Below are 26,150 nucleotides of genomic sequence, written 5' to 3' on the forward strand. Positions count from 1 at the left end.
CGGCGATGTTGCTTCCCGAGGAACCGGCGATCCTCGACCTCCGTCACGCCGTGCGGCGCTGGATCGCTGCGCACCGCCCGGATGGTGATGTCGCGGTGGCGTTGTCGGGTGGCGCGGACTCACTGGCGTTGGCGGCGGCGGCTGCCGCCGAGGCGCGCACGGTCCGAGCGCTGGTCGTCGACCACCAACTACAGTCCGGGTCGGCGGACGTGGCTGAGGCGGCAGCAGAGCGGGCCCGTGCGCTGGGCTGTGCGAACGCCGAGGTGCTTCCAGTCGATGTGAACGGATCGGGTGGACTCGAGGCGGCCGCTCGCCAGGCCCGCTACACAGCACTCGACCGCGCGCGCGGCAACCGCCCGGTGCTGTTGGGCCACACGCTCGACGATCAGGCCGAGACAGTGCTGCTGGGGCTCTCGCGCGGGTCGGGTGGTCGATCGATCTGGGGTATGAGTGAGTACGAAAGCCCTTGGGGGCGACCATTTCTCGAGGTGCGACGCGCGGTGACACATCAGGCCTGCGAGGAGCTAAGGCTGAGCCCACACGAAGATCCGCACAACGCGTCGCCCGACTTTGTTCGGGTGCGGTTGCGCACAGAGGTGCTGCCGCTACTCGAGGAGGTTTTGGGCGGTGGCGTCGCCGGAGCCCTCGCCCGTACCGGGGAGCAGTTGCGGGAGGAAGGGGCTGTCCTCGATGCGGTGGCGGCGGATGCCGGATCGGAGGCGGTGGTGGACCGAGAGATCGATGCGGTAGTTCTCGCCCTATCGGCTCCACCCGTCCGACGCCGGGTGTTGCGTGGTTGGCTTCTCGCCGCGGGTGCGCGGGGGCTCGGCAACAGACAACTGCGGGCCGTGGACGACCTCGTTGCGCGGTGGCGTGGGCAGGGGCCGGTGGCGATCGGTGGTGGAACACCGGATGCGAGGTTGGTGGTCTGGCGTAGACGTGGCAGGCTGAACGTCGGATTGGACGACCAACGAAGGGTTTGATCGCGTGTACGAGGGCGACATCGCATCGGTACTGATCTCCGAGGATGAGATTCGTCGACGTACCGTGGAACTGGCCGAGGAAATCGCCAAGCGTTACCCGGAGGGTGCTCCGGAAGGAGATCTGCTCCTGATCGGCGTCCTCAAGGGTGCGATCTTCTTCATGACCGATTTCGCACGGGCCCTGCCCATCCCCACTCAGCTGGAGTTCATGGCCGTCAGTTCCTACGGTTCGTCCACGTCCTCCTCAGGCGTCGTACGTATCCTGAAGGACCTCGACAAGGACATCGCCGGCCGCCACGTGCTTATCGTCGAGGACATCATCGACTCCGGTCTGACGTTGTCCTGGTTGATGCGGAACCTCTCGACACGTAACCCGGCGTCGCTCGATGTGGTCACACTGTTGCGCAAGCCCGACGCGGTCAAGGTCGACATCAACGTCGCGAACGTGGGCTTCGATATTCCCAACGAATTCGTGGTCGGGTACGGCCTCGACTACGCGGAGCGCTACCGCGACCTGCCATACATCGGAACCCTCGAACCATCCGTCTACGGCGGCTGAATCTCGCGGGAATCGCTGGTCGGCGTTTCCGGTCAGTGGGCGGGCTTGTGCGACACCGCGAGTTCGAGCGCCCGTAGGTCCTTCTCGAACTGGCGGAACAGCCAGAAGATGCCGATGAACGCGAAGATCGACCCGACACACAGGATGCGGACCGCGATGATGACGAGGGTGATCTCGTCCGGCGAAAGAAACGTCACCCCGGCCACCCCGGCCAGCGGAACGGACGCGGCCAACGCGAGATAGAACGTGCTACGGCGATCCAAGCCGCGAAGCTTGTGCGCATCGGCGCTGCTGGCGATGTCCTGCGGTAGCAGGGCGGGGTAGATGTAGCGCACTGCGAAGAAGGCGACCACGAAAAACGGGTACGCCACCGACATCGCACCGCACACTATGAGTGACGCGATGAAGTGCACGTACGCGCCAGGGGGCACGTTCCCCGCCGCAAGTTGCAGGGAGATCGGATAGGCGACTCCCGCGACGAGCCACAACCCGAACACCACCAGCACCACGCGGTCGCCGAGCAGCAACGTGTCGGAGCGGGCGCGGGCGAGAAGGTGACGGTCGTACGTCCGCCCCTTGCGCAGACCCCACGGTACGACTAGCGGATAGCGACACCAGTAGAGCAGCACGATCGCGCCCAGCGGGAATGCGATCGAGTTGATCACCATTTGGATATTGCCGAACGAGTGCTGGGCTTCCGGCGTCAGTGCGCTGATGATCAGTATCTTGTTGAGGTTGTAGTTGTAGGCTCCTGCGAGAGCGTTCGGCACCGCGATTCCCGCGACCAGGATGGGGAGCGCCCAGCGACGGAGCCGCATTCGCGTGCTGTTCGGCGGTGGATCGACCAGGTCGCGGGCCCGAGTGTTGAGGCACAGGTCGAACTGCTGGGCCAACTCGGTTCCGGAGGACCAGCGGTCCGCGGGCTTCGGTGAGAGACACTTCAGCAGAACTCGTCGCAGTGACGCCGGGCAGTCGTCCGGCAGTTGGTCGAGGAACTCAGCGTCGATGTCGCGGCTTCGCCGATCGATCATCGCTTCGAGCGAGGCGAGAGACTCGCCCGGAACTTCGTCGTCGTCGTACGGCCGTCGGCCACACATCAGCTCCCACAGCATCACTCCGAGCGCGAAGATGTCGCTACGGGTGTCGAGATCCGCGGCCGTCCCTGGCTTCTCGCGGTGACACGCCTCGAGTTGCTCAGGGGACATGTAGGCGAGGGATCCGCCGAAGTATGCCAGCGGTGACGCACCGGCGACGGTATCGCTGAAACTGATGTTGAAATCTGCCAGCTTGGGCACCCCCTCTGCTGTCAGCAGGATGTTGGCCGGTTTTATGTCACGGTGCAGGACGCCGCGCTTGCCCGCGTAGCCGAGGGCTTCGGCGAGTCGTCGCCCGAGCCACGCGATCGTCTCCGGCCACGTCAGCGACGCGATCTCGTCGCGAACACTCGAATCGGTGGGCCTGATCTCGCCCTTCTCCCGCATTTCCTCGTCGATGACGTCCAGCAGGAGGCTCCCGGTTCGTTCGCGTTCCGGCGTGACGCGGACTCGGCGCAGGACCCGCAGCAGGGTGCCGCCCGGTAGGTACTGCATGTAGAGCAGCCGTAGTTTGCGATCCTCGAGCAACCGCTGGTCGAACACCCTCACGATGTAGTTGTGGTCGAGTCGAGCGAGGGTTTGTGGTTCGTTTCCATGATCGCGCGAGATCTTCACAGCGACGAGTCGCTGCATCGACCGCTGGCGCGCCAGGAACACCCGGCCGAACGCTCCGCTGCCCAGACCCATCAGCAGATCGAAGTCGTCGACCTGCTGTCCGACCTCGACGTCGTCGAGGTCGGCGCTCGGTGGTTTCGTTACGAGCGTGTCCTGCTGCCGGGCGGTCGCAGTCGGCCCAGCCGCCGCGGTCTGCTCCGTACTGATTGTCGCGGTCTGCTCCGTGTTGACCGTCGGAGCCAAGACCGTGCGATCAGCATTTGAGACTGTGTGATTTGGGCTGACCGCGAGTGCCGGGTCGCTGCTCCCGTGGACGGAGGTCGGCGCTCCGCCGGTTCGTTCGGCAGAGTCCGATTCGTTCTTACCCGACCTGATACGTCTGGTCATTGCACATTGAAGGTTCTACTAGGCGATTGTCTGAATGCATAGTGGGTTGCCTGGAGCTGCGTCATCTGGAGTTGGGCGAAAAGTCCCATTCGGGGATATGTGAATCGTAACCCGGCAGACCTATCGTATCCAGCACAAATGCTCGAAATGGTTGGGACGAGCGCCGCACCGAAGGGACTCGACCTGAGGCAACTGCAATCGAGGCCCCGGCGTTGCCCCGAGGTGAGGTGCGGCGCGGGCCGGTCTGTCGCGCCCGTAGTTCAACTCCCGTACATTCGGCCTGATCGTAGGCTGGGGGAACCGATAGACCCCCGCAGGCGTTGACAGAGAAGAGACCGCTCCCACGGGCGGTTGGCTGCTAGCTGGAGTAGCCGGAGTAGCCGGAGTGCCCTCGCGGTAACCTGGTATGTCCGGTTTGCAGCCGGAAGGCCCGGAAGACCCGCACTCTCGAAAGGACCGGCCATCTCGGTCGACCTGTATGAACCGTAAGACTGTGTTTCGAAACCTGGCGATCGTTGCCGGCATTCTCTTGGTGATCTATGCCTTCAGCTACTTTGGCAATGACACGCGCGGATTCAAGGGTGTCGACACGTCGGTAGCGATCGCGCAACTTGATGCGAACAACGTCGACAAGGCGCAGATCGACGACCGGGAACAGCAGGTGCGCCTGTGGCTGAAGTCGGGCAACGACGCTACCGAGGGCCAGACCGAGATCCTCGCGAAGTATCCGGAGTCGGCATCGGAGACGATCTTCAACGAGGTCTCCAGCAAGGGTCTCGAGAGCTACAACACCACTGTCACGCAGGAGAGTTGGCTCAGCTCGATCCTGCTGTTCGTGCTGCCGATGGTGATCCTCCTTGGCATCTTCTTCTTCGTGATGAGTCGCATGCAGGGCGGCGGGCGCGGAGGCGTCATGGGCTTCGGCAAGTCGAAGGCCAAGGAGTTGACGAAGGACAGGCCGAAGACGACCTTCGCCGACGTCGCGGGTGCGGACGAGGCCGTAGAGGAGCTTTACGAGATCAAGGACTTCCTCCAGAGTCCGGCGCGTTACCAGGCTCTGGGCGCAAAAATTCCCAGGGGCGTCCTGCTCTACGGTCCCCCCGGAACCGGTAAGACCCTGCTCGCCCGCGCGGTGGCAGGTGAGGCTGGTGTCCCATTCTTCACGATCTCAGGTTCCGACTTCGTCGAGATGTTCGTCGGCGTGGGTGCATCCCGCGTGCGCGACATGTTCGAGCAGGCCAAGCAGAACAGCCCTTGCATCATCTTCGTGGACGAGATCGACGCAGTCGGCCGCCAGCGTGGCGCGGGCCTCGGTGGCGGACACGACGAGCGCGAACAAACTCTCAATCAATTGCTCGTCGAGATGGACGGCTTCGGCGACCGCACCGGCGTCATCCTGATCGCAGCCACGAACCGGCCCGACATTCTGGATCCCGCTTTGCTGCGTCCCGGCCGCTTCGACCGGCAGATTCCGGTCGGTGCCCCCGACCTCGCCGGTCGCCGCGCCATCCTGAAGGTCCATTCCCAGGGCAAGCCGATCGATCAGAACGCGGACCTCGAGGGACTGGCCAAGCGCACCGTCGGGATGTCGGGCGCCGACCTCGCCAACGTCATCAACGAGGCCGCGCTGCTCACTGCGCGCGAGAACGGCACCGTCATCACAGAGGTCGCGCTCGAGGAGTCGGTCGATCGCGTTGTCGGTGGTCCGCGCCGCAAGAGTCGCATCATCAGCGAGCACGAGAAGAAGATCACTGCTTACCACGAGGGCGGGCATACGCTCGCGGCGTGGGCGATGCCCGACATCGAGCCCGTCTACAAGGTCACCATCCTCGCCCGCGGCCGCACCGGCGGTCACGCGATGACGGTGCCCGAGGACGACAAGGGCCTGATGACGCGATCCGAGATGATCGCTCGCCTCGTGATGGCGATGGGCGGCCGCGCGGCCGAAGAACTTGTCTTCCACGAGCCGACCACCGGCGCTTCTTCGGACATCGACATGGCGACGAAGATCGCCCGGTCAATGGTCACCGAGTACGGAATGAGCGCCAAGTTGGGTGCGGTGCGATACGGACAGGAGGGGGCAGACCCGTTCCTCGGCCGGACGATGGGTCAGCAATCCGACTACTCTCACGAGGTCGCTCGAGAGATAGACGAAGAGGTCCGGAACCTCATCGAGGCCGCTCACACCGAGGCGTGGGCCATCCTCGACGAGTACCGGGACGTGCTGGACATCCTGGCCACCGAACTCCTCGAACGTGAGACTCTCACACGCAAGGACCTCGAGAAGATCTTCCACAGCGTCGAAAAGCGTCCGCGTATCACCGCATTCAACGACTTTGGGCAACGGACCCCGTCTGACAAGCCGCCGGTCAAGACTCCGAGGGAACTAGCAGTCGAGCGCGGCGAGCCGTGGCCGAAGCAGCCCGAACCGGTGTTCACTCAGCAGCAGTCGCAGCCGGCGCCCGCCAACGGCTATCCGCAGCAGGCAGCGTCTCGCCCGCAGGGTGGGCCTGTGCAGTCGAGGCCGGACTACGGTGCGCCTGCGGGATGGTCGGCTCCGGGTTGGCCACCACGTGACCCGGGGAACCAGAATCCAGAGGGCCAGTTCTCCGGTAGTCAGGGTCAGGGTGGTAGTCAGGGTCCGAGTAGCCAGTGGAACCAACCGCCGTACGAGCAGCGTGGCACTGGGGACGACGACGCACAGTCAGATGCACAGTCAAGGGCCTGGAAAGGACCGGACGGATCGAACTGATCCACCGGGCACTAGGTTGTTGCTTCGGGACGGTTGGTCTCGGTACTGGAGGAGTTCGGTTGTCGGTGAATCATCTCGATAGTGAGCTTGTGGCACTCAAGACAGGCCGGGTGTTCGATCAGCCCCGTGCCGAGGCTGCTGTGCGCGAACTCTTGATCGCTGTCGGTGAAGACCCGGACCGCCCGGGACTTCTCGACACGCCCGCCCGGGTGGCGCGCTCGTACCGCGAGGTCTTCGCGGGCCTCTATACCGATCCTGACGCCGTACTGAACACGACGTTCGACGAGGGGCACCAGGAACTTGTGGTGGTGCGCGACATTCCGCTGTACTCGACCTGTGAGCATCATCTCGTGTCTTTCCACGGGGTCGCGCATGTCGGGTACATCCCCGGTGTGACCGGCAGGGTGACGGGGCTGTCGAAACTGGCCCGGGTGGTCGATCTCTACGCCAAGCGCCCGCAGGTTCAGGAGCGTCTGACCAGCCAGATTGCCGATTCCATCATGCGCAGTCTCGATCCGCGCGGAGCGATCGTGGTGATCGAGGCCGAGCACCTGTGCATGGCGATGCGAGGGATCCGCAAGCCGGGCGCGAGCACTACAACTTCCGCGGTGCGCGGTCTGCTCCAGTCCAGTCCCGCCTCACGTTCGGAGGCTCTGGACCTCATTCTGCGGAAGTGACCGTGATCCTGCTTCCTTCACCCGGTCGAACCGTGGTGATGGGCGTACTGAACGTCACCGACGATTCCTTTTCCGACGGTGGACAGTTTCTCGATCGTGACGCAGCGCTGCAGCGCGGTCTCGACCTGTTGCGTCTCGGTGTCGATATCGTCGACGTCGGCGGTGAGTCCACGCGGCCGGGCGCGACGCGAGTCGACCCCGATGTCGAGGCGGGGCGGGTTGTGCCCGTGATCGCGGACCTGGTGGCCGAGGGCATTTGTGTCAGCGTCGACACCATGCGGGCATCCGTCGCGAAGGCCGCGATCGCGGCGGGCGCGTCGATAATCAACGATGTCGCCGGTGGCCGTGCGGATGCGGCAATGGCTTCGGTGGTCGCGGAAGCGGGTGTTCCGTGGATTCTGATGCATTGGCGTTCGGCCGGCGATTTCGTGCATCGCGGCACCGTCGATCACTACGACGACGTGGTCCGTGAGGTTCGGGACGAGTTGATGGCGCAGGTCGATCTTGCAGTGAAGGCCGGTGTCGATCCAGGTTCGCTCGTGTTGGATCCGGGTCTGGGTTTCGCGAAGAACGCCGATCACAATTGGGCCTTGCTGAAGGCGCTGCCCGAATTCACCGAACTGGGCTTCCCCGTCCTCATCGGCGCTTCGCGCAAACGTTTCCTGGGTTCGCTGTTGGCGGATGTGGAGGGCGTGAGTAGGCCACCGGCGGGGCGCGAAGTGGCGACCGCCGTCGTCTCGGCGCTCGCGGCGGCGCACGGCGCCTGGGGTGTTCGGGTGCACGACGCGCAGGGATCCCTCGACGCCATCGCGGTGGCCGAGGCTTGGACGAAGGGTGTATCGGGACGTGAGTGACCGAATCGAATTGCGAGGATTGCGGGTTCGCGGAAATCACGGTGTCTTCGACTATGAGAAGCGGGACGGCCAGGACTTCTTGGTCGATATCACCGTCTGGATGGATCTCGCCCCGGCGGCAGACTCCGACTACCTCGAGGACACGCTGGACTACGGTGGACTGGCCGAACGTGCGGCCGCGATCATCGCGGGACCGCCGCGGGATCTCATCGAGACCGTCGCCGCGGAGATCGCGGATGGAGTGATGACCGACCCTCGCGTCGAGCGCACCGAGGTGGTGTTGCACAAGCCTTCCGCCCCTATCCCGCTTACCTTCGCGGACGTGGCGGTGGTTTCGCACAGGTCGCGGCCATGAGTCGCGCGGTGTTATCGATCGGGTCCAACGTCGGCGACAGCCTTGCCCACCTGCAATCCGTGGTCGATGGGCTGGGCGATCGCGTTCTGGCCCTCTCCCCGGTCTATTCGACCGCACCGTGGGGGGGCGTCGAGCAGCAGGACTTCCTCAACGCCGTGATCGTCGTAGACGATCCGGCTGCCGACGGCTACGGCTGGCTGCGGCGCGGACAGCGGTTCGAGGCCGAAGCCGACCGCGTCCGGGTTGAACGCTGGGGACCTCGCACGCTCGATGTCGACGTCGTGACGTGCGATGAGGTCCGGAGTGATGATCCTGAACTGACGTTGCCGCACCCGCGTGCACACGAGCGTGCCTTCGTGCTGATCCCGTGGCTGGACGTGGAACCCGAGGCCGTGCTGCCGGTCGACGGGGAGATCATCCGGGTGGAGGCATTGCTGGCGTTGCTGGACGAGCACGAACGGGCTGGTGTTCACCGCACCCGACTTGCGCTGAAGCGGCGGTCGCGGTGAAACCGGAACCGACCGGCACCATGAAGCCCACACGCATCTGGGATCTGCTAGTCCTGGCTGCTCTCGCTGTCGCGGTCACTTGGATTCTCGTCCGCGTGTTCTACGGATCGTTTCCGCCCATTCCGGTCTATGCGGGGGCGTCGCTGTATCCGCTTGCGGTGATCGAACTGGTTCTTGGGTTCATGGTGCGTTCCCGGATCAGCAGTCATCAGGTGGGCGACGGACCCCGTCAGCTGCACCCGATCACCGCGGCTCGCATCGCGGCGCTGGCCAAGGCATCCGCACTGGTCGGTGCGGCGACCGCGGGTGTGTGGGGCGGATTCCTGCTGTACCTGCTTCCGCAACGGTCTGTGCTACGTGCTGCGGTCTTGGACACTCCGGGCGCGTGGGCGGGTCTCGTGGCGGCGCTGGCGCTCGTCGGCTCCGCACTGTGGCTGGAACACTGTTGCCGAACTCCGGACGACCCTTCCGACGAGCCTGCTCTATAGGAAATCAGCAATCGCGCGGCCTGTGCGGAATGGGCCGTGCAGCCTTCCTGCCCAAGTACCCTGGCACTATGACGAATCCTGGTCGCCTCAGGTCTGCGCGCCGCAACCAGCGCAGCGCGAGCCAGATGATCGTTGCCGGTCTGCTGGCGCTCGCGGTGGTTGCGTCCCTGTTTCTGATCTTCAGCGAGAGCGTCCAACTCTTGCGAGTGGGATTGATAGCCGCACTGTGGGCCGCCACCGTGGGCGCCCTCGCCATGACGAAATACCGGCGTGAGTCGGCGCTCGACAAGGCGAAGGTCGGCGATCTGCAGATGGTCTACGAGTTGCAACTCGAGAGGGAGATCTCGGCTCGGCGTGAGTACGAACTCACAGTCGAGCAGCGTGTGCGTACCGAGGTGCGCGCCGACTCAGACGAACTCGCAGCGTTGCGCACCGAACTCGGATATCTCCGCATGAACCTCGAGGCTCTGTTCGACGGCAGTCTGCAGACCGAACGGATCGCGCTGCGTGCTGACTCGACGCGTGTGCAGGAACTGGGGGGTGGCTCGAACAGTAGTCATCCGCCTGCCACCCCCGATCAGCACATCCCGGGCGCGGGACACATCGCGGACAGCAGAGATCAGAGCGGCGACAACCAGTATTCCGCCGTTTTTGCTGATGAGGGTGACGATCCGGTCACCGCGGAGACGTCCATCGTGGAGTCTTCACACGTCGGATACGCTGACTACTCCCCACCCGAGGTTCAACCGGAACCAGTGCCCGCTCCCGAACCGCAGCCTGTCCAAGAGTTCGAGCCGGCGACCGTGTCGCGTCACGGTCGCCGCCGCGAATTGGAGGACGAAGAAGCATCAGGTGCCCACTCGAACGGACTCTCCGTGGCGGAGATCATGGCCAACATGGCGTCAGAGTCCGGGTCGGCCCAGCGAACAGGTCGCCGCCGTCGCGCCGAGTAGTCGGTCGGGCACGACGAGGGAACAGCGCCGCGTGCGTCACGCCTGCACGGCGCCGCGTGCGTCACGCCTGCACGGCGCCGTGTGAGGCATACATCACTTGGCGGGTGGATGGCGGTGTGTGTTCGCGCCAGGCTATTGTCACTCGAGAACGTCTGGTACCCGCAGAGCGGGACTGGAACGAACGAGAGGACGAAGGTGACCTCTGTCGGGATCACTCATGACCCTGCGCCTGCGCGTTTGGCGGTAGGAATCGTCTCCGCCGGCCGAGTCGGTACGGCTGTGGGCGCGGCGTTGGAGCGGGTGGGTCACATCGTCGTCGGCTGTTCTGCGGTATCCGAAGCGTCACGTCATCGGGCACGTACGCGACTCCCCGAGAGCGAGATTCTGCCGGTAGCGGATGTTGCAGCCCGCTCCGAACTGCTAATTCTCGCGGTACCTGACGCGGAACTCGCATCCCTGATTGCAGGGCTGGCGTCCACTCGCGCGGTCTCGGGTCGGACGATCGTGGCCCACACGTCGGGGGCGAACGGCATCGAGATTCTAGATCCCCTCACCGAGCAGGGCGTCGTTCCGCTGGCGATTCACCCGGCGATGACGTTCACCGGGCACGACGAGGACATCGTGCGACTCGCCTCGGCGTGCTTCGGCGTCACTGCCGCCGACGCCATCGGCTACGCGATCGCGCAGTCGTTGGTCCTCGAGATCGGTGGCGAGCCGTTCCGGGTGAGCGAGGGTATGCGGCCGCTCTACCATGCGGCCCTCGCGCACGGCAGTAACCACCTGGTGGCGCTCGTCGTCGACGCTGTGGCCGCACTGCGAGTCGCCCTCGAAGGCCAGGAACTACTCGGTCAGGAGTTGATCGGCGACGAGCCGAACGGCCTGGCCGAACGAGTTCTCCAGCCGCTACTCTCTGCGGCGCTCGACAACGCCCTGCGGCGCGGGCCGACCGCACTCACGGGTCCGGTCGCGCGAGGCGACACGGAGGCTGTTCTCACTCATCTACGGGTGCTCGAGGATGTCGATCCGCAGATCGCGGACAGCTACCGCGCACTTTCGCTGAGGTCGGCCCAACGCGCCGGCGCGAATTCTGAACTGCTTGACATTCTGGAGGACCGGAGATGAGTTCGATGAGCGAGCTGCAAGGCGGATACAAGCGCGGGGAACTGACCGTGCATCATGACCCCAAAGTACTGACCCGGGTCTCGAAGGCGTTGCGCGGCGTCGGCCGCCAGGTGGCGTTGGTGCCGACGATGGGAGCCCTCCACACCGGTCACATGGAGTTGGTGCGTCAGGCCAAGCTCACCGGTGCGGTGGTGATCGTCTCGATTTTTGTCAACCCGCTGCAGTTCGGCGCGGGTGAGGATCACGACACCTACCCACGCACCCTTGGTGCCGACCTCGACCTGCTGCGCGGTGCTGGGGTGGAGCTGGCGTTCGTGCCCACGGCCGCGACGATGTACCCGGACGGTCGACGGACGATGATCCATCCGGGACCGCTCGGTGCCGAACTCGACGGCGCGTCCCGGCCGACGCACTTCGCGGGCATGCTGACCGTGGTCGCCAAATTGCTGCAGATCGCCGCTTCCCACGTTGCGTATTTCGGCGAAAAGGACTATCAGCAACTGACGCTGATCCGGCAGATGGTGACCGACCTGAACGTCGATGTCCGAATTGTCGGCGTGCCCACGGTCCGTGAGCACGACGGTTTGGCGTTGTCCTCACGGAACGGTTACCTCGACGAGGAACAGCGGAACGCGGCCACCGCACTGTCCGCGGCGTTGATCGCTGGGGCGCATGCCGCAGCCGGGGGTGCCGAGGCCATCGTGGCCGCCGCTCGCGAGGTGTTGGCCTCGACACCGGAAGTGGACGTCGAGTATCTCGAGGTGCGGGGCGTTGATCTGGGTCCCGCGCCCGGACGCGGCGACGGCAGACTTCTCGTGGCGGCGCGAGTCGGAACCACCCGCTTGATCGATAACGTCGGTGTTGCTGTCGGTACCGGCTTCCTCGAACGTGACGACCAGCCACCCGCCTCGTCCTCCGACGAACTCACTTCAGCTGGAGAGTAAGGACCGGAACATGTTTCGCACCATGATGAAGTCGAAGATTCACCGCGCTACCGTCACGCACGCTGACCTGCACTACGTGGGCTCCGTGACGGTCGACCAGGATCTGATGGACGCCGCCGACCTTCTCGAGGGCGAGCAGGTGTGCATCGTCGATATCAACAACGGAGCGCGGCTCGAAACCTATGTGATCGCCGGTGAGCGCGGTAGCGGCGTCATCGGAATCAACGGTGCGGCTGCACATCTGGTCCACCCCAGCGATCTCGTCATCCTCATTGCCTACGGAGTCATGAACGAGCAGGAAGTGCGCGAGTACGAGCCGCGAGTCGTGTTCGTCGACGCCGCCAACAAGCAGGTCGAACTCGGCTCCGACCCCGCGCATGCGCCGGAGGGCTCCGGTCTGGTCACGCCGCGAATGGTCGCAACGCCCGGCGCCGACCGCGAATCCAGTCTGGTCTGACGGTGCTCCTCGCCGTCGATGTCCGGAACACCAACATCGTTCTCGGACTGTTCACCGGGTCGGGTGAACACGCGAAGCTGGTGCAGGACTGGCGAATGCGGACCGACGCCCGGATGACCGCCGACGAGCTGGCACTGATGTTCCGAGGGTTGCTCGGCGGACACGCCGACCAAATTACCGGTGTGTCGGCGCTGTCCACCGTGCCGTCTGTACTGCACGAGATTCGCGTGATGCTGACTCGGTACTGGGGTCACGTTCCCCACGTCGTCGTCGAACCCGGAGTGCGGACCGGTGTCCCGCTGCTGGTGGACAACCCCAAGGAAGTGGGCGCCGACAGGATCGTCAACAGCCTTGCGGCACATCATCTCTACGGCACTCTATGCATCGTGGTCGACTTCGGGACATCCACGTGCGTCGACGTCGTGTCGGGCAAGGGAGAGTTTCTCGGCGGTGCCATCGCACCAGGGCTCGAGATCTCCTCGGACGCGCTGGCGTCGCAGTCGGCGGCGCTGCGCAAGGTCGAGTTGGTGCGTCCGCGTTCGGTGGTCGGCAAGAACACCGTCGAATGCATGCAGTCGGGAGCGGTGTTCGGTTTCGCGGGACTCGTCGACGGGTTGGTTCGCCGCGTTCGAAAGGAATTGCCCGCGTTCTCAGGGTCCGACGTCGTGGTCATCGCGACCGGCGACAGCGCGCCGCTGATTATCTCGGAAAGTGAGACCGTCGACGAGTTCGAGCCGGACCTCACGCTCGAAGGACTTCGACTGGTCTACGAGCGAAATCAGGTGCGCCGGGGAGATCGCCGCAGTCCGCTCGGATGATCGGTTCCATCTGCGCGGAAGTTATGCCAGAATGGTTGGCGTGAATCTCTGCACGAGTGCTCGGGAGTGTTGTCGAGGCTGAATGCTGCCTTGACCAATTTTACACTCCTGGAGTCTCTCTCGTGTTCGAAACACATTCTTCTGCATCTGTATCCACCAATTTCGTATCCACTGATTTCTGCTCGTCTGACCGCATGTATGCGATCGAGCTACCCGGGGCTGTGGCGCGCGGCGCGATCGTCGTGGACATTCGTCCGCAGACGCAGCGTGCCGAGGAGGGAACGCTGCCCGGCGCACTGGCCATCGCACGCGACGTTCTCGAAAGGCGTTGTGATCCTGAGAGTTCGGCTCACCTTGCGCTGGCAGTGGACCAAGAAGTCGAGTGGATCATCGTCTGCTCCGATGGGTACGCGTCCCGCCTCGCGGCGACCGCACTTCAGCAGCTAGGTCTGCGCAAAGCCACCGATCTCGCCGGCGGGTACACGGCGATCAAGGCGGCAGGGCTACTGGGATCGCTCATCGTCGCGCAGCATTGCGCGCGGGAGTTGGCGACCGTCTCAGCCCACTGACGGTGGCGACCGTCTCAGCCCACTGACGTCGGGGTTCCCGACGCCAGAATGGGAGACTGGTGGGCCGTCGATTACGCTGGTGACCCGTGAGTGACGCAGCAGCCCAGCCAGTCGACGACACCCCCGAGCAGCTTCGGATCCGCAAGGAAAAGCGCGAGCGGATCCTTGCTGAGGGACGCGAGGCCTACCCGGTGTCGGTTGCGCGTACCCACTCGCTGGCAGAGATCCGGGCCAGATACCCGGAACTCGAGTCCGATACGGCCACGGGCGACGAGGTCGGCGTGGCCGGTCGAGTCATGTTCGTGCGTAACACGGGCAAACTCTGCTTCGCGACGCTACAGGAGGGTGGCGGTACCCAGTTGCAGGCGATGATCAGTCACGCCGCAGTCGGCGAGGACGCGCTCGCCTCGTGGAAGTCGGATGTCGACCTCGGCGATTTCGTGTTCGTCCACGGGGAGGTGATCAGTTCCCGCCGCGGTGAACTGAGCGTGATGGCCGATTCGTGGCAGATCGCCTCCAAGTCGCTCCGGCCACTGCCGGTGGCACACAAGGAGATGAACGAGGAGTCGCGGGTGCGGCAGCGCTACGCCGACCTGATCATGCGGGCCGAGGCAAGGGAAAATGCGCGCAAGCGGGTCGCTGTCGTCCGTGAACTCCGCAACGCGCTCGAGCGACGCGGATTTCTCGAAGTTGAGACCCCGATGCTGCAGACGCTACATGGAGGCGCCGCGGCCCGGCCTTTTGTGACCCGTTCTAATGCGCTCGACATCGACCTTTATCTGCGCATCGCACCCGAGTTGTTTCTCAAGCGATGCGTTGTCGGGGGTATCGAGAAGGTTTTCGAGATCAACCGAAATTTCCGCAACGAGGGCGTCGATTCCACGCACTCGCCGGAATTCGCGATGCTTGAGACGTACGAGGCCTACGGTACGTACGACGATTCGGCTCGCATGACCCGTGAACTCGTCCAGGAAGTGGCGCAGGCGGCTTTCGGTTCGCAGGTGGTCACTCTCGCAGACGGCAGTGAATACGACTTGAGCGGCGAATGGAAGACCCTCGAGATGTATCCGTCGCTGTCCAAGGCAATCGGTGTCGAGGTAACGCCCGATACAACGGTCGACGAATTGCTGCCCCTTGCCGAGAAGGTGGGGCTGGAAGTCCCGAAGGACAAGGGGTACGGGCATGGAAAGCTCGTCGAAGAACTGTGGGAGCACCAGTGCGGTGACCAGTTGTTCGAGCCGACCTTCGTCCGTGACTTCCCGGTCGAGACGTCACCCCTCACCCGTGACCATCGCAGCAAGCCGGGCGTTACCGAGAAGTGGGATCTGTACGTCCGCGGATTCGAGCTGGCCACGGGCTATTCGGAGTTGATCGATCCGGTCATTCAGCGTGCGCGGTTCGTTGATCAGGCGCGCCTCGCATCGGCCGGAGACGACGAGACGATGGCTCTCGACGAAGAGTTCCTCGCTGCAATGGAGCAGGGAATGCCCCCGACTACCGGTACCGGAATGGGAATCGACCGCTTGCTCATGGCTTTGACTGGATTAGGAATCCGGGAAACAATCCTCTTTCCGATTGTTCGGCCTTCGGTTCGCTGATTCATGCAGGTGAAAATGCACGGGTAATTTTGATCCATTCTTCATATTCCAATTTGGAAGAAAAGGGGTTATGGTTACCTCCGGATAGCAGATCACGTTGACGATGTGACGACGATTCATTCGAGAGGAATTTTATCCCATGGCTAAGAAGGTCACTGTCACCCTGATCGACGATGTCGATCAAGAGGTGTCCGCCGATGAGACGGTCGAGTTCGGTCTCGATGGTGTTCAGTACGAGATCGACCTTTCTTCGGAGAATGCGGCAAAATTACGCGAGCAATTGGACATGTGGGTTTCCCATGCCCGCAAGGTGAGTTCACGTAAGCGTGGGAGAACTTCTGCGGTTCCGGCCGCCACCAAGTCTCGGATTTCGGTGGATCGGGAACAGAGTGCCGCAATCCGTGAATGGGCGCGCCGGAACGACAAGAAAGTTTCTGCGAGAGGTCGCATCTCTGCAGAAATTATTGATGCGTACAATACGGCTAACTGAAAGATTGCAGAGAACAGAATCCGCTGATTCGCTGCGCGGCGCAACCAACGCTGTTATCGTGCCGGACTGATTCGATATTCGGCAAATTGGGGGTAGTTGTGCGGCGGGGAGCAGTAGTACAGCGCTGGCGGGTCGTTTCAGGGATTCTGTTCCTGGCACTGACAATGGGGGTCGGGGTGGGTACGGCATCCGCCCAGTCCATCCTTGCTGTGCCGGATTCCTTTCTCGCAGGAGTGCCGCTGGAATTGGGGAACCCGGGTGGTTCTGCTCCCGGTTCCAACGACTGGTCCTGTCGCCCAAGTGACGCGCATCCGGAACCGGTGGTCCTCCTACACGGAACTGGCGGCGGGCGCCAGACCAACTGGGCGGTGTATGCGCCCCTCCTCGCCAACGAGGGCTACTGCGTGTACTCCCTCACCTATGGAAACCTCCAAGGCCTGACGTGGCCGCTGAATGCGATCGGCGGTATGACGCCCATCGACGTCGGCACTGCTCAGATCTCCACGTTCGTCGATCTGGTGCTCGCGAGTACGGGGGCCTCGAAGGTCGACATTGTGGGCCATTCCCAGGGAACAATGCAGGCGAACAACTACGTGAAGTTCTTTGGCGGTGCGGACAGGGTCGCGAAAATCGTTTCGCTCGCCCCGCTGTGGCACGGCGCGTATGGGACCGAGCAGGTCAGCGTCGGACGGTCGATGCGATCACTGGGAATCGACGACGAGGTGCAAGCCGGCATTCCGGCATGCAAGGCCTGCGTGGAGATGATCCATGGCTCTGCATTCATCGATCACATGCGCGCGGACGGGGTCTACGTCCCCGGAATCGACTACACGAACATCACCACCCGCTATGACGAAATCGTCGTCCCGTACACCAGCGGCATCGAACCGGGGCCGAACGCCACCAGCATCGTCGTCCAGGACGGGTGTGAGCGGGACTATTCCGACCATCTTGCCTTGGCCGGTTCGGCCCGGGGCGCCGGTTTCGTCCTGAACGCCCTCGATCCCGACCACCCGCGCGAAGTGCCATGCCGCTTCGTCGCACCGATTGCGGGGTAGTGCGCTATTCCCAGCTCAGGTGGGATGCAACCACCCCGGCCAGGTGGTGTCTGGCCGGGGTGGTGTCAGGTCAGTGCGGGTATTCGGTGGGCTATCACATATTCGCGCACATGTCGCACATCTGACCGCCCGCCATCATCATCTGGCAGTCCCACCAAGCCTGAAGGTTCGCCATTGGATCCATTGTGAACTCCTTGATTTCGTGTGCTCGGAGATTCTCTCGAATGATCTACGGTCTCCGTACGTAGATAGTATCTGAGATTGATCAAACTGTCGTTCGGCAGCCGAATACCCACTCCGACCACCGCAGACGCGTGCGGTGAAGGTATTGGGAGTGAGTGCTGTGGCGTAGCCTTGACGGGTCGACGGTGGACGAGTCGACAGTGGGAGGATTGCAGTGCGCGTGCGTGGATTCGGGGAACTCGAAGCGGTCGTGATGGACCGGATCTGGGACCGTGAGGCTGCGACCACGGTCCGAGAGGTGTTCGACGAACTCAGCGAGCACCGGGAGCTGGCATACACCACGGTGATGTCGACGATGGACAACCTCCACCGGAAGGGCTGGCTCGCCCGGGAAAAGACGGGCAAGGCGTTCAGCTACTGGCCCACGCTCACCCGCGAGGAGCACAGTGCCCGGTTGATGCGCGACGCCTTCGACGGTGGTGGGCGAACCGATCTCGTGATGGCCCATTTCGTTGAACAGATGAGTGACGAGGAGTCCGCCAGTCTCCGCGCGGCTCTGCAGCGCCTGGCTGCCGAGGATGCGGGATGACTGTCGCGGCTTGCCTGATTCTCTACAGCTTCGTGGTGGCGGTTCTTGCTCAACCCCTGCTGGTGCGGTTGACGCATGGCGGCGTTGCGCCGGGTCTCGGTGTGGCGGCGTGGATGGCCGCGATCGGCAGTATTGCGTTGTCGTGGGCGACCGCAGCGGCCTTGGTCGTCGTGGAATTGGTGCGCAACGGCGGACGGCCGGCCCGGTCGCTGCTCGGATCCTGCTTCGCGAGCCTTCATGCCGTTGTCAGTGGCCGGGTCGGACTTGTCCTGCAGATGACGCTGCTGCTGTTGACGGTGTTGGCCGTGCTTGCGTTCTCGGTGGTCGTATGGCGACTGGGCGGCCGTTTGCGGCGTATGCGCAGCAAGACTCACGGGCACGCGAAAATGACACGCATGGTCGGTCACCATGTCGCGGGAGTCGATGCGGTAGTCCTCGAGGCTTCCCAACCGGCCGCGTATTGCGTTGCCGGCAGGCCGAGCGCGATCGTGGTCACCACAGCTGCCCTCGGTGCACTCGATCGTCGCCAACTCGACGCGGTCCTGGCCCACGAACGCGCTCACCTGACCGGACGGCACCTACAGATCCTGGCCGTGATTCGGGGACTGGCCGCGAGCCTGCCGCGGATCTCCCTGTTCACCGTCGCCGAGGCGGAGATCGCCCGACTGTTGGAGATGTGCGCCGACGACCGTGCCGCCCGGGCCCACGGCTCTCGCACCGTGCTGAGTGGGCTGATCGCGCTGTCCGCGACCAGCCCCTTGCCCAGCGGCGCAATTGGTGCCACAGGCATCGCCGTGCTCGACCGGGCGGAACGCCTCGCCTCGCCGGCATCTGCCACCGACCGCACGCGTGTCCGAACGTCCCTCGCCGCGGTGAGCGCACTTATTGCGATCGGGCCTCTGGCCACCGGACTGCTGGCAGCCGCCGGCGTGATGCTGTGCGGACCGATCGCCATGTAGGGCCGGGGTGGAGGCGTCAGTTGGTCGCGGAGCGGATCCCTGACGACGATCGCCGAAGCCGCATGGGTGGCGAACTCACAGCCCATCGACTTACGCTGTTCGGACACGCAGGTGTTGCTCGAACTGGAGCGGGTCGGTCATGAAAGCCCGTCGGGCATATCGACTGATTTCACCCATCTCGACGGATACGTGTTCGACGGATCCGGATCGTCGGGTTTGCCGAACGCGAACCGGGTTGTCGCTATCGGCGCCGCCGGACCTGTTCGCTTCAGGCGTACAGCGACCGGGAAACGATTGCCAGAACTGGGGCGTTGAGTAAGGGTAAGCGGGCTTGGTCCCCACCTAAAGGGGTGGAGGGGCAGCAGCGCTATCGGCAGCCAACTAGAGTATTAGGTGGGGTCGTGGAACTTTCGTCGCTTCGGGGCTGGTGCCTTCGGAGTAGGCGTTGGCGATCTACTTGTAGTGCCGGAGCGAAAACGCGACGAATAGGGACGAGACACCCGGTCTCGTAACTGAACGTCGGAAAGTGTGAGGGAGAGCGATGTTCGAGAGGTTCACCGATCGCGCACGGCGCGTTGTCGTCCTGGCTCAAGAAGAAGCCAGGATGCTCAACCATAACTACATCGGTACGGAGCACATCCTGCTCGGCCTCATTCACGAGGGCGAGGGTGTTGCTGCCAAGTCGCTGGAGTCGTTGGGTATCTCCCTCGAAGGAGTGCGCAGCCAGGTCGAGGAGATCATCGGCCAGGGTCAGCAGGCCCCGTCCGGCCACATCCCCTTCACCCCGCGTGCCAAAAAGGTCCTCGAGCTCAGCCTGCGCGAGGCATTACAGCTCGGACACAACTACATCGGAACCGAGCACATCCTGCTCGGTCTCATCCGTGAGGGTGAAGGCGTCGCAGCGCAGGTGCTGGTCAAGCTCGGCGCCGACCTCAACCGCGTGCGTCAGCAGGTCATCCAGCTGCTCTCCGGGTACCAGGGCAAGGAGCCCGCCGAGGCGGGCGGAACTCGTGGCGAGGCGGGCACTCCGTCCACGTCGCTGGTGCTCGACCAGTTCGGTCGCAATCTGACCCAGGCAGCTCTCGAAGGCAAGCTTGACCCTGTCATCGGCCGCGGGAAGGAAATCGAGCGCGTCATGCAGGTGTTGTCGCGCCGCACCAAGAACAATCCTGTGCTGATCGGTGAGCCCGGTGTCGGTAAGACCGCGGTCGTGGAGGGTCTCGCTCAGGCCATCATCAATGGTGAGGTTCCCGAGACCCTCAAAGACAAGCAGCTGTACACGCTCGACCTCGGGTCACTCGTGGCCGGCAGCCGCTACCGCGGTGACTTCGAAGAGCGCCTGAAGAAGGTCCTCAAGGAGATCAACACACGCGGTGACATCATCCTGTTCATCGACGAACTGCACACCCTCGTGGGTGCCGGAGCGGCCGAGGGTGCCATCGATGCTGCCTCTATCCTCAAGCCGAAGCTCGCCCGCGGTGAGCTGCAGACAATCGGTGCCACCACCCTCGACGAGTACCGCAAGTACATCGAGAAGGACGCCGCTCTCGAGCGTCGTTTCCAGCCGGTGCAGGTCGGCGAGCCGACCGTGGAGCACACCATCGAGATCCTCAAGGGTCTCCGCGATCGTTACGAGGCACATCACCGGGTATCCATCACGGACGGTGCTCTCGTGGCGGCCGCGACCCTGGCCGATCGCTACATCAACGACCGCTTCTTGCCGGACAAGGCGATCGACCTCATCGACGAGGCTGGAGCCCGGATGCGCATCCGCCGGATGACCGCACCGCCGGACCTGCGCGAGTTCGACGACAAGATTGCCGACGCCCGCCGCGAGAAGGAGTCCGCGATCGACGCGCAGGACTTCGAGAAGGCCGCGAACCTGCGTGACAAGGAGAAGACCCTCGTCGCGCAGCGCGCGGAGCGGGAGAAGCAGTGGCGTTCCGGTGACCTGGACGTCATCGCCGAGGTCGACGACGAGCAGATCGCCGAGGTCCTGGGCAACTGGACCGGTATCCCCGTGTTCAAGCTCACAGAGGAGGAGACCTCGCGTCTGCTCCGGATGGAGGACGAGCTGCACAAGAGGATCATCGGTCAGGAGGATGCGGTCAAGGCGGTCGCCAAGGCGATCCGTCGTACCCGCGCCGGCCTGAAGGACCCGAAGCGTCCGTCCGGTTCGTTCATCTTCGCCGGTCCGTCCGGTGTCGGTAAGACCGAGTTGGCCAAGTCGCTCGCGAACTTCTTGTTCGGCGAGGACGATGCGCTCATCCAGATCGACATGGGCGAGTTCCACGACCGCTTCACCGCATCGCGCCTGTTCGGTGCCCCTCCCGGCTACGTCGGCTACGAAGAGGGTGGCCAGCTCACCGAGAAGGTACGGCGCAAGCCGTTCAGTGTCGTGCTGTTCGATGAGATCGAGAAGGCACACCAGGAGATCTACAACACTCTCCTGCAGGTGCTCGAGGACGGTCGTCTCACCGACGGTCAGGGCCGGACCGTGGACTTCAAGAACACGGTGCTGATCTTCACCTCGAACCTCGGTACCGCGGACATCTCCAAGGCCGTGGGCCTGGGCTTCACCTCCGGCAAGGGCGACGAGTCGAACTACGAGCGGATGAAGCTCAAGGTCAACGACGAGTTGAAGAAGCACTTCCGTCCCGAGTTCCTCAACCGTATCGACGACATCGTTGTGTTCCACCAGCTCACCACCGACCAGATCGTTCAGATGGTGGACCTGATGGTCGCGCGTGTCGAGGTGGCATTGAAGAACAAGGACATGACGATGGAGGTCACGGAGAAGGCCAAGTCGTTGCTGGCCAAGCGTGGCTTCGATCCGGTCCTGGGTGCGCGGCCGCTGCGTCGCACCATCCAGCGCGAGATCGAGGACCAGTTGTCGGAGAAGATCCTCTTCGGCGAGGTCGGCCCCGGACAGATCGTGTACGTCGACGTCGAGAACTGGGACGGCGAAGGCGCGGGCGAGGATGCCAGGTTCACGTTCCGCGGCGAGGACAAGCCGGTTACCGTGCCTGACGAAGTGCCGGTGGACCTGGCCAAATCCGCCGCCGTCGAATCGGAGTAGACAGACAGATCACGCGAACGGGCCGCCGATGGAAATCCACCGGCGGCCCGTTCGTCGTATACGGACTAACTCTTGCGGCCCGACCAGTTGGCGAGCCGCTCGGTTGGTCCGGCAGTCGGCAGCGGCTCGACCACCGCGGCGAACGGCATCTGCCCGCCTCGCGCTTCCGCCGGGAGCGCGTGGCGGGCGACAGCGAGCACCGACTCAGCCAGTTCGGGACGGGTCTCCGGGGGCTGGCCCGTGGCAGTTGCAAGATCCCAGCCGTGCACGAGGGTCTCGTTGATGTAGACCCAGATCGCGACCCGGCCGGGGACGGTGCCCCACGGCGCGATCACGTCGGTGTCGAGGCCGGCGTCGGTCCAGGTGGGAAACATGCGGTCGGCGGCAGACCGATACGCGTCCGCAAAGCCGTCCTCCGGGATGCCGGTGACGACGTCTGTGATGGTTGACGGGTCGCCGCCTTCCGCGATGGCCCGAGCTACCTCCACAGTTGTCACGAGGTGGCCGAGGAGGGCGCGGACGTCGAATTCGGTGCAGGGGGTCGCCGCCGTCAACTGGTCCGGGCGAATTCCGGCGATAAGGCCGGTAGTCCAGGTGAGCGCTTCCCGGTATAGGGGGCGCGGATCTGTAGTCGTTTGGGTCATGAGACAACTATCGCTAGACATACATGACATCTTGTGTCATGTATGTCTGACAGACTTTCTTCGTGCGCGCCGATCGTCTCCTCTCTCTCGTCCTGTTGCTGCGCAACAGGGGGCGTATGTCGGCTTCGGCTCTTGCCCGCGAACTCGAGGTGTCACCGCGCACGGTGCTGCGCGACATCGACGCGCTGTCGACGGCAGGCATACCCGTCTACGCCCAACGAGGCCGTGACGGTGGCTTCGAACTACTGCCGGGATTCACCACCGACCTCACCGGTCTGACTGCCGACGAGGCCAAAGCGCTCCTGGCGGCCGCTTCGGCCGTGACGTCGGAATCACTGGGAATGGCGCCGGCCTTCGCATCGGCGATGCGCAAGGTGGTGGCGGCGATGCCGGACGCGCATCGCGTGGCGGCGACGAAGGTGGCCCAGCGAGTATTGGTCACCCAGGGGGCTTGGCTGACCGACCCGAAGCAAATCGACCCGTACCTCGGGCTGATCCAGCAAGCGGTGTTCGTGGGCCGACGGCTGAGCATCCACTACGCATCGCAGGGTAGCGGTCCCACGTGGCGGACCATCGACCCTCTCGGACTCATCCATGCGTCTGGTCGGTGGTATCTCGTGGCAACGAACGCCGGCAGGGAACGAGCCTATCGAGTGGAGCGGATCGAGGACGCGCGCCAACTCGACGAACCAGCGGTGCGCCCGTCCGAGATCGACCTGGCCGCAGTCTGGGAGCGGCTTCGCACCGCGTTCCGGTCGCGAAGAGAACCGCTGGTGGTCGTCGTTCTCGTGCGCGTAGAGCATCGAGACGATCTTGCGGAGCGAACGTTAGGGGTGCTGTCCGAGTCGCTGTTCGACGGCGAACGGGTGCGCCTCGAGGTGGCGTTCGGCGGCGTCTCCCACGCCGGCGAAGTGTTGTGGACTATGGGTGAGGACGCCAAAGTGTTGGCACCGGAAAGTCTGCGGGACTCGCTGCGATCTCGGGCGCTGCGGATGGTCGATCGGTACGAGTACGTTCGAGACGTACCCGAACAACCACGAGAGGATGTGGCATGCCCACACGTACCGCACGGACCGCATGGAACGGAACACTCGAACAGGGAAGTGGGCAGGTCGAACTCAGCAGTTCCGGGGCCGCCACCTTCGACGTCTCGTTCCCCAAGCGAGCAGCCGAGGACGCCGGCGGAACCACCAGCCCGGAGGAGTTGATCGCGGCGGCGCATTCGTCCTGCTTCGCCATGCAACTGTCCGCGCTCATCGCGGAGGCCGGCGGAACCCCTCAGAGCCTCGAGGTGAAAGCCGATGTGTCACTGGGGCCGGACAACCCAGGCTTCAAGCTCACGGGCATCAAACTGACGGTGCGCGGTGAGGTGGAGGGGCTCGACGCCGACGGCTTCGCGAAGGCGGCACACGCGGCTAAGGAGACGTGCCCGGTGAGCAAGGCCCTCACCGGCGTGGAGATCACACTGGACGCCGCGCTCGAATCCTGAGGCTCGTTACCGGCACTAGTTGTGGCCTGGAGTATCGGCGTGCTGCGATCGCTTCTCGCTCCGGGCTCGTCGTCGCGTGTGAGACCAGCCACTGAGCGCGTGGTCGTCGAGCGAGTTGGAACAGAATCCGGCACTGATCTGTTCAACTGGGCTGTGACGACACAACAGAACGACCACGTCGACGGCGCCATCGAGATCGAGATCTGGTCCGATGTGGCCTGCCCCTGGTGCTACATAGGCAAGCACCGCTTCCTGTCCGCGCTCGCGGACTTCGATGGGCGTGACCGGGTGAACGTGGTGTGGCGCTCGTATCAACTGGCTCCGGATTCGCCGGTGGGGGAGCGGCGCAGTGAACTCGAGGCCCTCATGCAGCACAAGGGGATGTCGGCGGAGCAGGTACGCCAGATGTTCGGACACGTTGCGGGCCTGGGGGTCGACGAAGGCATCAAGTTCGACTTCGACAACGTGATCGCGGCCAATACCTTTGACGCGCACCGGCTGATCCACCTCGCAGGTGAGAGTCGAGAGGCCTTGATGGAGGCCCTGTTCCGTGCGCACTTCAGCGACGGCGCGGTGATCGACGACCGGGCGGAACTGGTGGAGATCGCGTCCCAGGTCGGACTGGACGCCGACATCGTGCGGGCGTGGCTCGAATCCGACGCAGGCGCCGACGAGGTCCGCGCGGACCTCGACACTGCCCGCCAACTACGGGTGTCGGGGGTGCCGTTCTTCGTCGCCAACCGTCGCGTTGCCGTATCCGGTGCACAGCAGAAGGATGTGTTCCTGCAGTTCCTGAGTCAAGCGAGCGAAGCACCGGTGAGTTAACGCGGGCCAGCCGTCGCAGCCGCGGACGTTTCTGTTCGACAAAGGTCATCTGGGAGAGCGGTCCGTGCCCTACCACTTGCCAAAACCCCGGACGACAGAGCACATTGAGACGACAGAGCACATTGAGATGGACACGTCTTCGTCAGGAGGCACCGTGCGCGAGCAGACACGACCTCGAGAGCAATGGCCTGCGTTGAGGGTGGACGAGTGGGCGCAGACGCGGAACACGCTGCACATGTGGACACAGATCGTCGGGAAGATCCGCATGGCCCACGAGCCCATGCTCAATCACTGGTGGCAGGTGCCGCTGTATGTGAGCCCGCGGGGTCTCGCGACGTCGACTATTCCTTATGGCACCGACTGTTTCGACATCGAATTCGACTTCCACGACCATGAATTGGTCATCCGCACCAGCAAGGGTTCCACAGGAAAGGTCGCCCTCGAACCGAAGACGGTCGCGCAATTCTATTCCGACGCCATGGATACCCTGTCGGGACTGGGCCTGGCTACGACTATCCGGGCGCAGCCGACCGAGGTCGAGCCTGCCATCCCGTTCGCGCAGGACACCGAGCACAAGGCGTACGACGCGGAATCGGCGCATCTGTTTTGGCGGCAGCTCGTGCAAGCGGACCGGGTGATGCACGAGTTCCGCTCGCGTTTCATCGGCAAGGTGAGCCCTGTGCACTTCTTCTGGGGCGGGATGGACCTGGCATGCACGCGATTCTCGGGTCGGACCGCGCCGACTCACCCTGGGGGAGCTCCGAACTGCGGGGATTGGGTGATGGTCGAGGGCTACTCGCACGAGCTGAGCAGCTGCGGATTCTGGCCGGGCGGAGACGGCGAAGGCATGTTCTACGCGTACGCCTATCCGGAGCCGGAGGGATTCGCCGAATACCCTGTTGAGCCCGACGCCGGGCTCTACAGCAAGGAAAACGGACAGTTCCTGCTGCCGTACGAGGCTGTCCGCATGGCGGACGATCCCGACGCGGCGCTTCTGAAATTCCTGCACAGCACGTACGAGGCGGCGGCCGACAGAGGGAAGTGGGATCGGGCCGTCCTGGAAGCAGACCCGACCCGCTGGGACCATCTCCGGAGCTGAG

General features: G+C 64.0%; 25 protein-coding genes and 1 pseudogene. 24 read left to right on the plus strand and 2 right to left on the minus strand.

What is annotated here, in order from left to right:
- Positions 1–5 precede the first annotated feature (5 nt).
- Positions 6–983, plus strand: a complete 978-nt coding sequence (gene tilS, locus RM2_RS00120) for a tRNA lysidine(34) synthetase TilS (RefSeq protein WP_072686830.1) — start codon at positions 6–8, stop codon at positions 981–983.
- 4 nt (positions 984–987) lie between these two features.
- Positions 988–1,542 carry a hypoxanthine phosphoribosyltransferase gene (gene hpt / locus RM2_RS00125; RefSeq protein ID WP_072686831.1) on the plus strand — a complete coding sequence of 185 codons (555 nt, stop codon included), beginning with the start codon at positions 988–990 and terminating at the stop codon, positions 1,540–1,542.
- A gap of 32 nt (positions 1,543–1,574) precedes the next feature.
- Here the strand turns inward: hpt and RM2_RS00130 are convergent, their stop codons facing one another.
- Positions 1,575–3,638: a serine/threonine-protein kinase gene (locus tag RM2_RS00130; protein WP_072686832.1), complete on the minus strand. Its 2,064-nt coding sequence runs from the start codon at positions 3,636–3,638 to the stop codon at positions 1,575–1,577.
- 478 nt (positions 3,639–4,116) lie between these two features.
- Between RM2_RS00130 and ftsH the strand changes: the two genes are divergently transcribed.
- The 18 genes from ftsH (at position 4,117) to RM2_RS00225 (ending at position 22,092) form a co-directional block, all read left to right on the plus strand.
- The gene (ftsH, locus tag RM2_RS00135) at positions 4,117–6,390 is read left to right on the plus strand and encodes an ATP-dependent zinc metalloprotease FtsH (RefSeq protein ID WP_072686833.1); all 2,274 of its coding nucleotides are present in this window, start codon (positions 4,117–4,119) and stop codon (positions 6,388–6,390) included.
- A gap of 59 nt (positions 6,391–6,449) precedes the next feature.
- On the plus strand, positions 6,450–7,067 hold the full coding sequence (folE, locus tag RM2_RS00140) for a GTP cyclohydrolase I FolE (RefSeq protein WP_072686834.1): 618 nt from the start codon (positions 6,450–6,452) through the stop codon (positions 7,065–7,067).
- Positions 7,064–7,921: a dihydropteroate synthase gene (gene folP / locus RM2_RS00145; RefSeq protein ID WP_084721573.1), complete on the plus strand. Its 858-nt coding sequence runs from the start codon at positions 7,064–7,066 to the stop codon at positions 7,919–7,921. The genes folE and folP overlap by 4 nt, the downstream gene beginning before the upstream one ends.
- Entirely contained in the window at positions 7,914–8,276 is a 363-nt protein-coding gene (gene folB, locus RM2_RS00150; RefSeq protein WP_072686835.1) for a dihydroneopterin aldolase, read from the plus strand. Before folP ends, folB begins: the two co-directional genes overlap by 8 nt.
- Positions 8,273–8,785: a 2-amino-4-hydroxy-6-hydroxymethyldihydropteridine diphosphokinase gene (gene folK / locus RM2_RS00155; protein WP_072686836.1), complete on the plus strand. Its 513-nt coding sequence runs from the start codon at positions 8,273–8,275 to the stop codon at positions 8,783–8,785. Before folB ends, folK begins: the two co-directional genes overlap by 4 nt.
- A 20-nt stretch (positions 8,786–8,805) precedes the next feature.
- Positions 8,806–9,273 carry a DUF3180 domain-containing protein gene (locus RM2_RS00160; RefSeq protein WP_072687175.1) on the plus strand — a complete coding sequence of 156 codons (468 nt, stop codon included), beginning with the start codon at positions 8,806–8,808 and terminating at the stop codon, positions 9,271–9,273.
- 68 nt (positions 9,274–9,341) lie between these two features.
- Positions 9,342–10,226: a DUF6779 domain-containing protein gene (locus tag RM2_RS00165; RefSeq protein WP_174553807.1), complete on the plus strand. Its 885-nt coding sequence runs from the start codon at positions 9,342–9,344 to the stop codon at positions 10,224–10,226.
- A gap of 195 nt (positions 10,227–10,421) precedes the next feature.
- Complete coding sequence (locus RM2_RS00170) at positions 10,422–11,348, plus strand: Rossmann-like and DUF2520 domain-containing protein (RefSeq protein ID WP_072687176.1); 927 nt, start codon at positions 10,422–10,424, stop codon at positions 11,346–11,348.
- 5 nt (positions 11,349–11,353) lie between these two features.
- Positions 11,354–12,292 (plus strand): pantoate--beta-alanine ligase, encoded by a 939-nt coding sequence (gene panC / locus RM2_RS00175; protein ID WP_174553808.1) that lies wholly within the window; start codon positions 11,354–11,356, stop codon positions 12,290–12,292.
- Between the two features lie 10 nt (positions 12,293–12,302).
- Entirely contained in the window at positions 12,303–12,749 is a 447-nt protein-coding gene (panD, locus tag RM2_RS00180) for an aspartate 1-decarboxylase (protein ID WP_072686839.1), read from the plus strand.
- A gap of 2 nt (positions 12,750–12,751) precedes the next feature.
- Entirely contained in the window at positions 12,752–13,567 is an 816-nt protein-coding gene (locus RM2_RS00185) for a type III pantothenate kinase (protein WP_072686840.1), read from the plus strand.
- A 194-nt stretch (positions 13,568–13,761) separates the two neighbouring features.
- On the plus strand, positions 13,762–14,136 hold the full coding sequence (locus tag RM2_RS00190) for a rhodanese-like domain-containing protein (RefSeq protein ID WP_072686841.1): 375 nt from the start codon (positions 13,762–13,764) through the stop codon (positions 14,134–14,136).
- Positions 14,137–14,222: 86 nt separating this feature from the next.
- The gene (lysS, locus tag RM2_RS00195; protein WP_072686842.1) at positions 14,223–15,734 is read left to right on the plus strand and encodes a lysine--tRNA ligase; all 1,512 of its coding nucleotides are present in this window, start codon (positions 14,223–14,225) and stop codon (positions 15,732–15,734) included.
- Between the two features lie 139 nt (positions 15,735–15,873).
- On the plus strand, positions 15,874–16,224 hold the full coding sequence (locus RM2_RS00200; protein ID WP_072686843.1) for a histone-like nucleoid-structuring protein Lsr2: 351 nt from the start codon (positions 15,874–15,876) through the stop codon (positions 16,222–16,224).
- Between the two features lie 164 nt (positions 16,225–16,388).
- Entirely contained in the window at positions 16,389–17,282 is an 894-nt protein-coding gene (locus RM2_RS00205; protein ID WP_072686844.1) for an esterase/lipase family protein, read from the plus strand.
- A gap of 397 nt (positions 17,283–17,679) precedes the next feature.
- On the plus strand, positions 17,680–18,054 hold the full coding sequence (locus RM2_RS00210; RefSeq protein ID WP_072686845.1) for a BlaI/MecI/CopY family transcriptional regulator: 375 nt from the start codon (positions 17,680–17,682) through the stop codon (positions 18,052–18,054).
- Positions 18,051–19,013 carry a M56 family metallopeptidase gene (locus tag RM2_RS00215; protein WP_072686846.1) on the plus strand — a complete coding sequence of 321 codons (963 nt, stop codon included), beginning with the start codon at positions 18,051–18,053 and terminating at the stop codon, positions 19,011–19,013. The genes RM2_RS00210 and RM2_RS00215 overlap by 4 nt, the downstream gene beginning before the upstream one ends.
- 541 nt (positions 19,014–19,554) lie before the next feature.
- Positions 19,555–22,092 carry an ATP-dependent Clp protease ATP-binding subunit gene (locus tag RM2_RS00225; protein WP_072686848.1) on the plus strand — a complete coding sequence of 846 codons (2,538 nt, stop codon included), beginning with the start codon at positions 19,555–19,557 and terminating at the stop codon, positions 22,090–22,092.
- A gap of 65 nt (positions 22,093–22,157) precedes the next feature.
- On the opposite strand, the gene RM2_RS00230 is transcribed toward RM2_RS00225, so the two are convergent.
- Entirely contained in the window at positions 22,158–22,736 is a 579-nt protein-coding gene (locus RM2_RS00230; protein ID WP_072686849.1) for a TIGR03086 family metal-binding protein, read from the minus strand.
- Positions 22,737–22,798: 62 nt separating this feature from the next.
- On the opposite strand from RM2_RS00230, the pseudogene RM2_RS00235 reads away from it, so the two are divergent.
- The 4 genes and pseudogenes from RM2_RS00235 to RM2_RS00250 all read left to right on the plus strand — a co-directional run.
- Positions 22,799–23,722 (plus strand): annotated as a pseudogene (locus tag RM2_RS00235) (helix-turn-helix transcriptional regulator); the annotation flags it as partial.
- Between the two features lie 65 nt (positions 23,723–23,787).
- The gene (locus RM2_RS00240) at positions 23,788–24,225 is read left to right on the plus strand and encodes an OsmC family protein (protein WP_072686850.1); all 438 of its coding nucleotides are present in this window, start codon (positions 23,788–23,790) and stop codon (positions 24,223–24,225) included.
- A 153-nt stretch (positions 24,226–24,378) separates the two neighbouring features.
- A complete protein-coding gene (locus tag RM2_RS00245) occupies positions 24,379–25,050 on the plus strand; it encodes a DsbA family oxidoreductase (RefSeq protein ID WP_072687177.1) in 672 nt (223 codons plus the stop codon).
- 154 nt (positions 25,051–25,204) lie between these two features.
- Positions 25,205–26,149 (plus strand): DUF5996 family protein, encoded by a 945-nt coding sequence (locus RM2_RS00250; protein ID WP_084721596.1) that lies wholly within the window; start codon positions 25,205–25,207, stop codon positions 26,147–26,149.
- Position 26,150: the final 1 nt, after the last annotated feature.

Source organism: Rhodococcus marinonascens NBRC 14363, from assembly GCF_001894885.1.
Taxonomy (GTDB): domain Bacteria; phylum Actinomycetota; class Actinomycetes; order Mycobacteriales; family Mycobacteriaceae; genus Rhodococcus_F; species Rhodococcus_F marinonascens.

Bases quoted from the DNA above. Each gene is read 5' to 3' on its own strand.
- RM2_RS00215 (WP_072686846.1), top strand. From the start codon at position 18,051: ATGACTGTCGCGGCTTGCCTGATTCTCTACAGCTTCGTGGTGGCGGTT.
- folK (WP_072686836.1), top strand. From the start codon at position 8,273: ATGAGTCGCGCGGTGTTATCGATCGGGTCCAACGTCGGCGACAGCCTT.
- RM2_RS00240 (WP_072686850.1), top strand. From the start codon at position 23,788: ATGCCCACACGTACCGCACGGACCGCATGGAACGGAACACTCGAACAG.
- RM2_RS00200 (WP_072686843.1), top strand. From the start codon at position 15,874: ATGGCTAAGAAGGTCACTGTCACCCTGATCGACGATGTCGATCAAGAG.
- panC (WP_174553808.1), top strand. From the start codon at position 11,354: ATGAGCGAGCTGCAAGGCGGATACAAGCGCGGGGAACTGACCGTGCAT.
- RM2_RS00165 (WP_174553807.1), top strand. From the start codon at position 9,342: ATGACGAATCCTGGTCGCCTCAGGTCTGCGCGCCGCAACCAGCGCAGC.
- RM2_RS00130 (WP_072686832.1), bottom strand. From the start codon at position 3,638: ATGACCAGACGTATCAGGTCGGGTAAGAACGAATCGGACTCTGCCGAA.
- RM2_RS00230 (WP_072686849.1), bottom strand. From the start codon at position 22,736: ATGACCCAAACGACTACAGATCCGCGCCCCCTATACCGGGAAGCGCTC.
- RM2_RS00225 (WP_072686848.1), top strand. From the start codon at position 19,555: ATGTTCGAGAGGTTCACCGATCGCGCACGGCGCGTTGTCGTCCTGGCT.
- panD (WP_072686839.1), top strand. From the start codon at position 12,303: ATGTTTCGCACCATGATGAAGTCGAAGATTCACCGCGCTACCGTCACG.
- tilS (WP_072686830.1), top strand. From the start codon at position 6: ATGTTGCTTCCCGAGGAACCGGCGATCCTCGACCTCCGTCACGCCGTG.
- ftsH (WP_072686833.1), top strand. From the start codon at position 4,117: ATGAACCGTAAGACTGTGTTTCGAAACCTGGCGATCGTTGCCGGCATT.
- RM2_RS00205 (WP_072686844.1), top strand. From the start codon at position 16,389: ATGGGGGTCGGGGTGGGTACGGCATCCGCCCAGTCCATCCTTGCTGTG.
- RM2_RS00190 (WP_072686841.1), top strand. From the start codon at position 13,762: ATGTATGCGATCGAGCTACCCGGGGCTGTGGCGCGCGGCGCGATCGTC.
- RM2_RS00160 (WP_072687175.1), top strand. From the start codon at position 8,806: ATGAAGCCCACACGCATCTGGGATCTGCTAGTCCTGGCTGCTCTCGCT.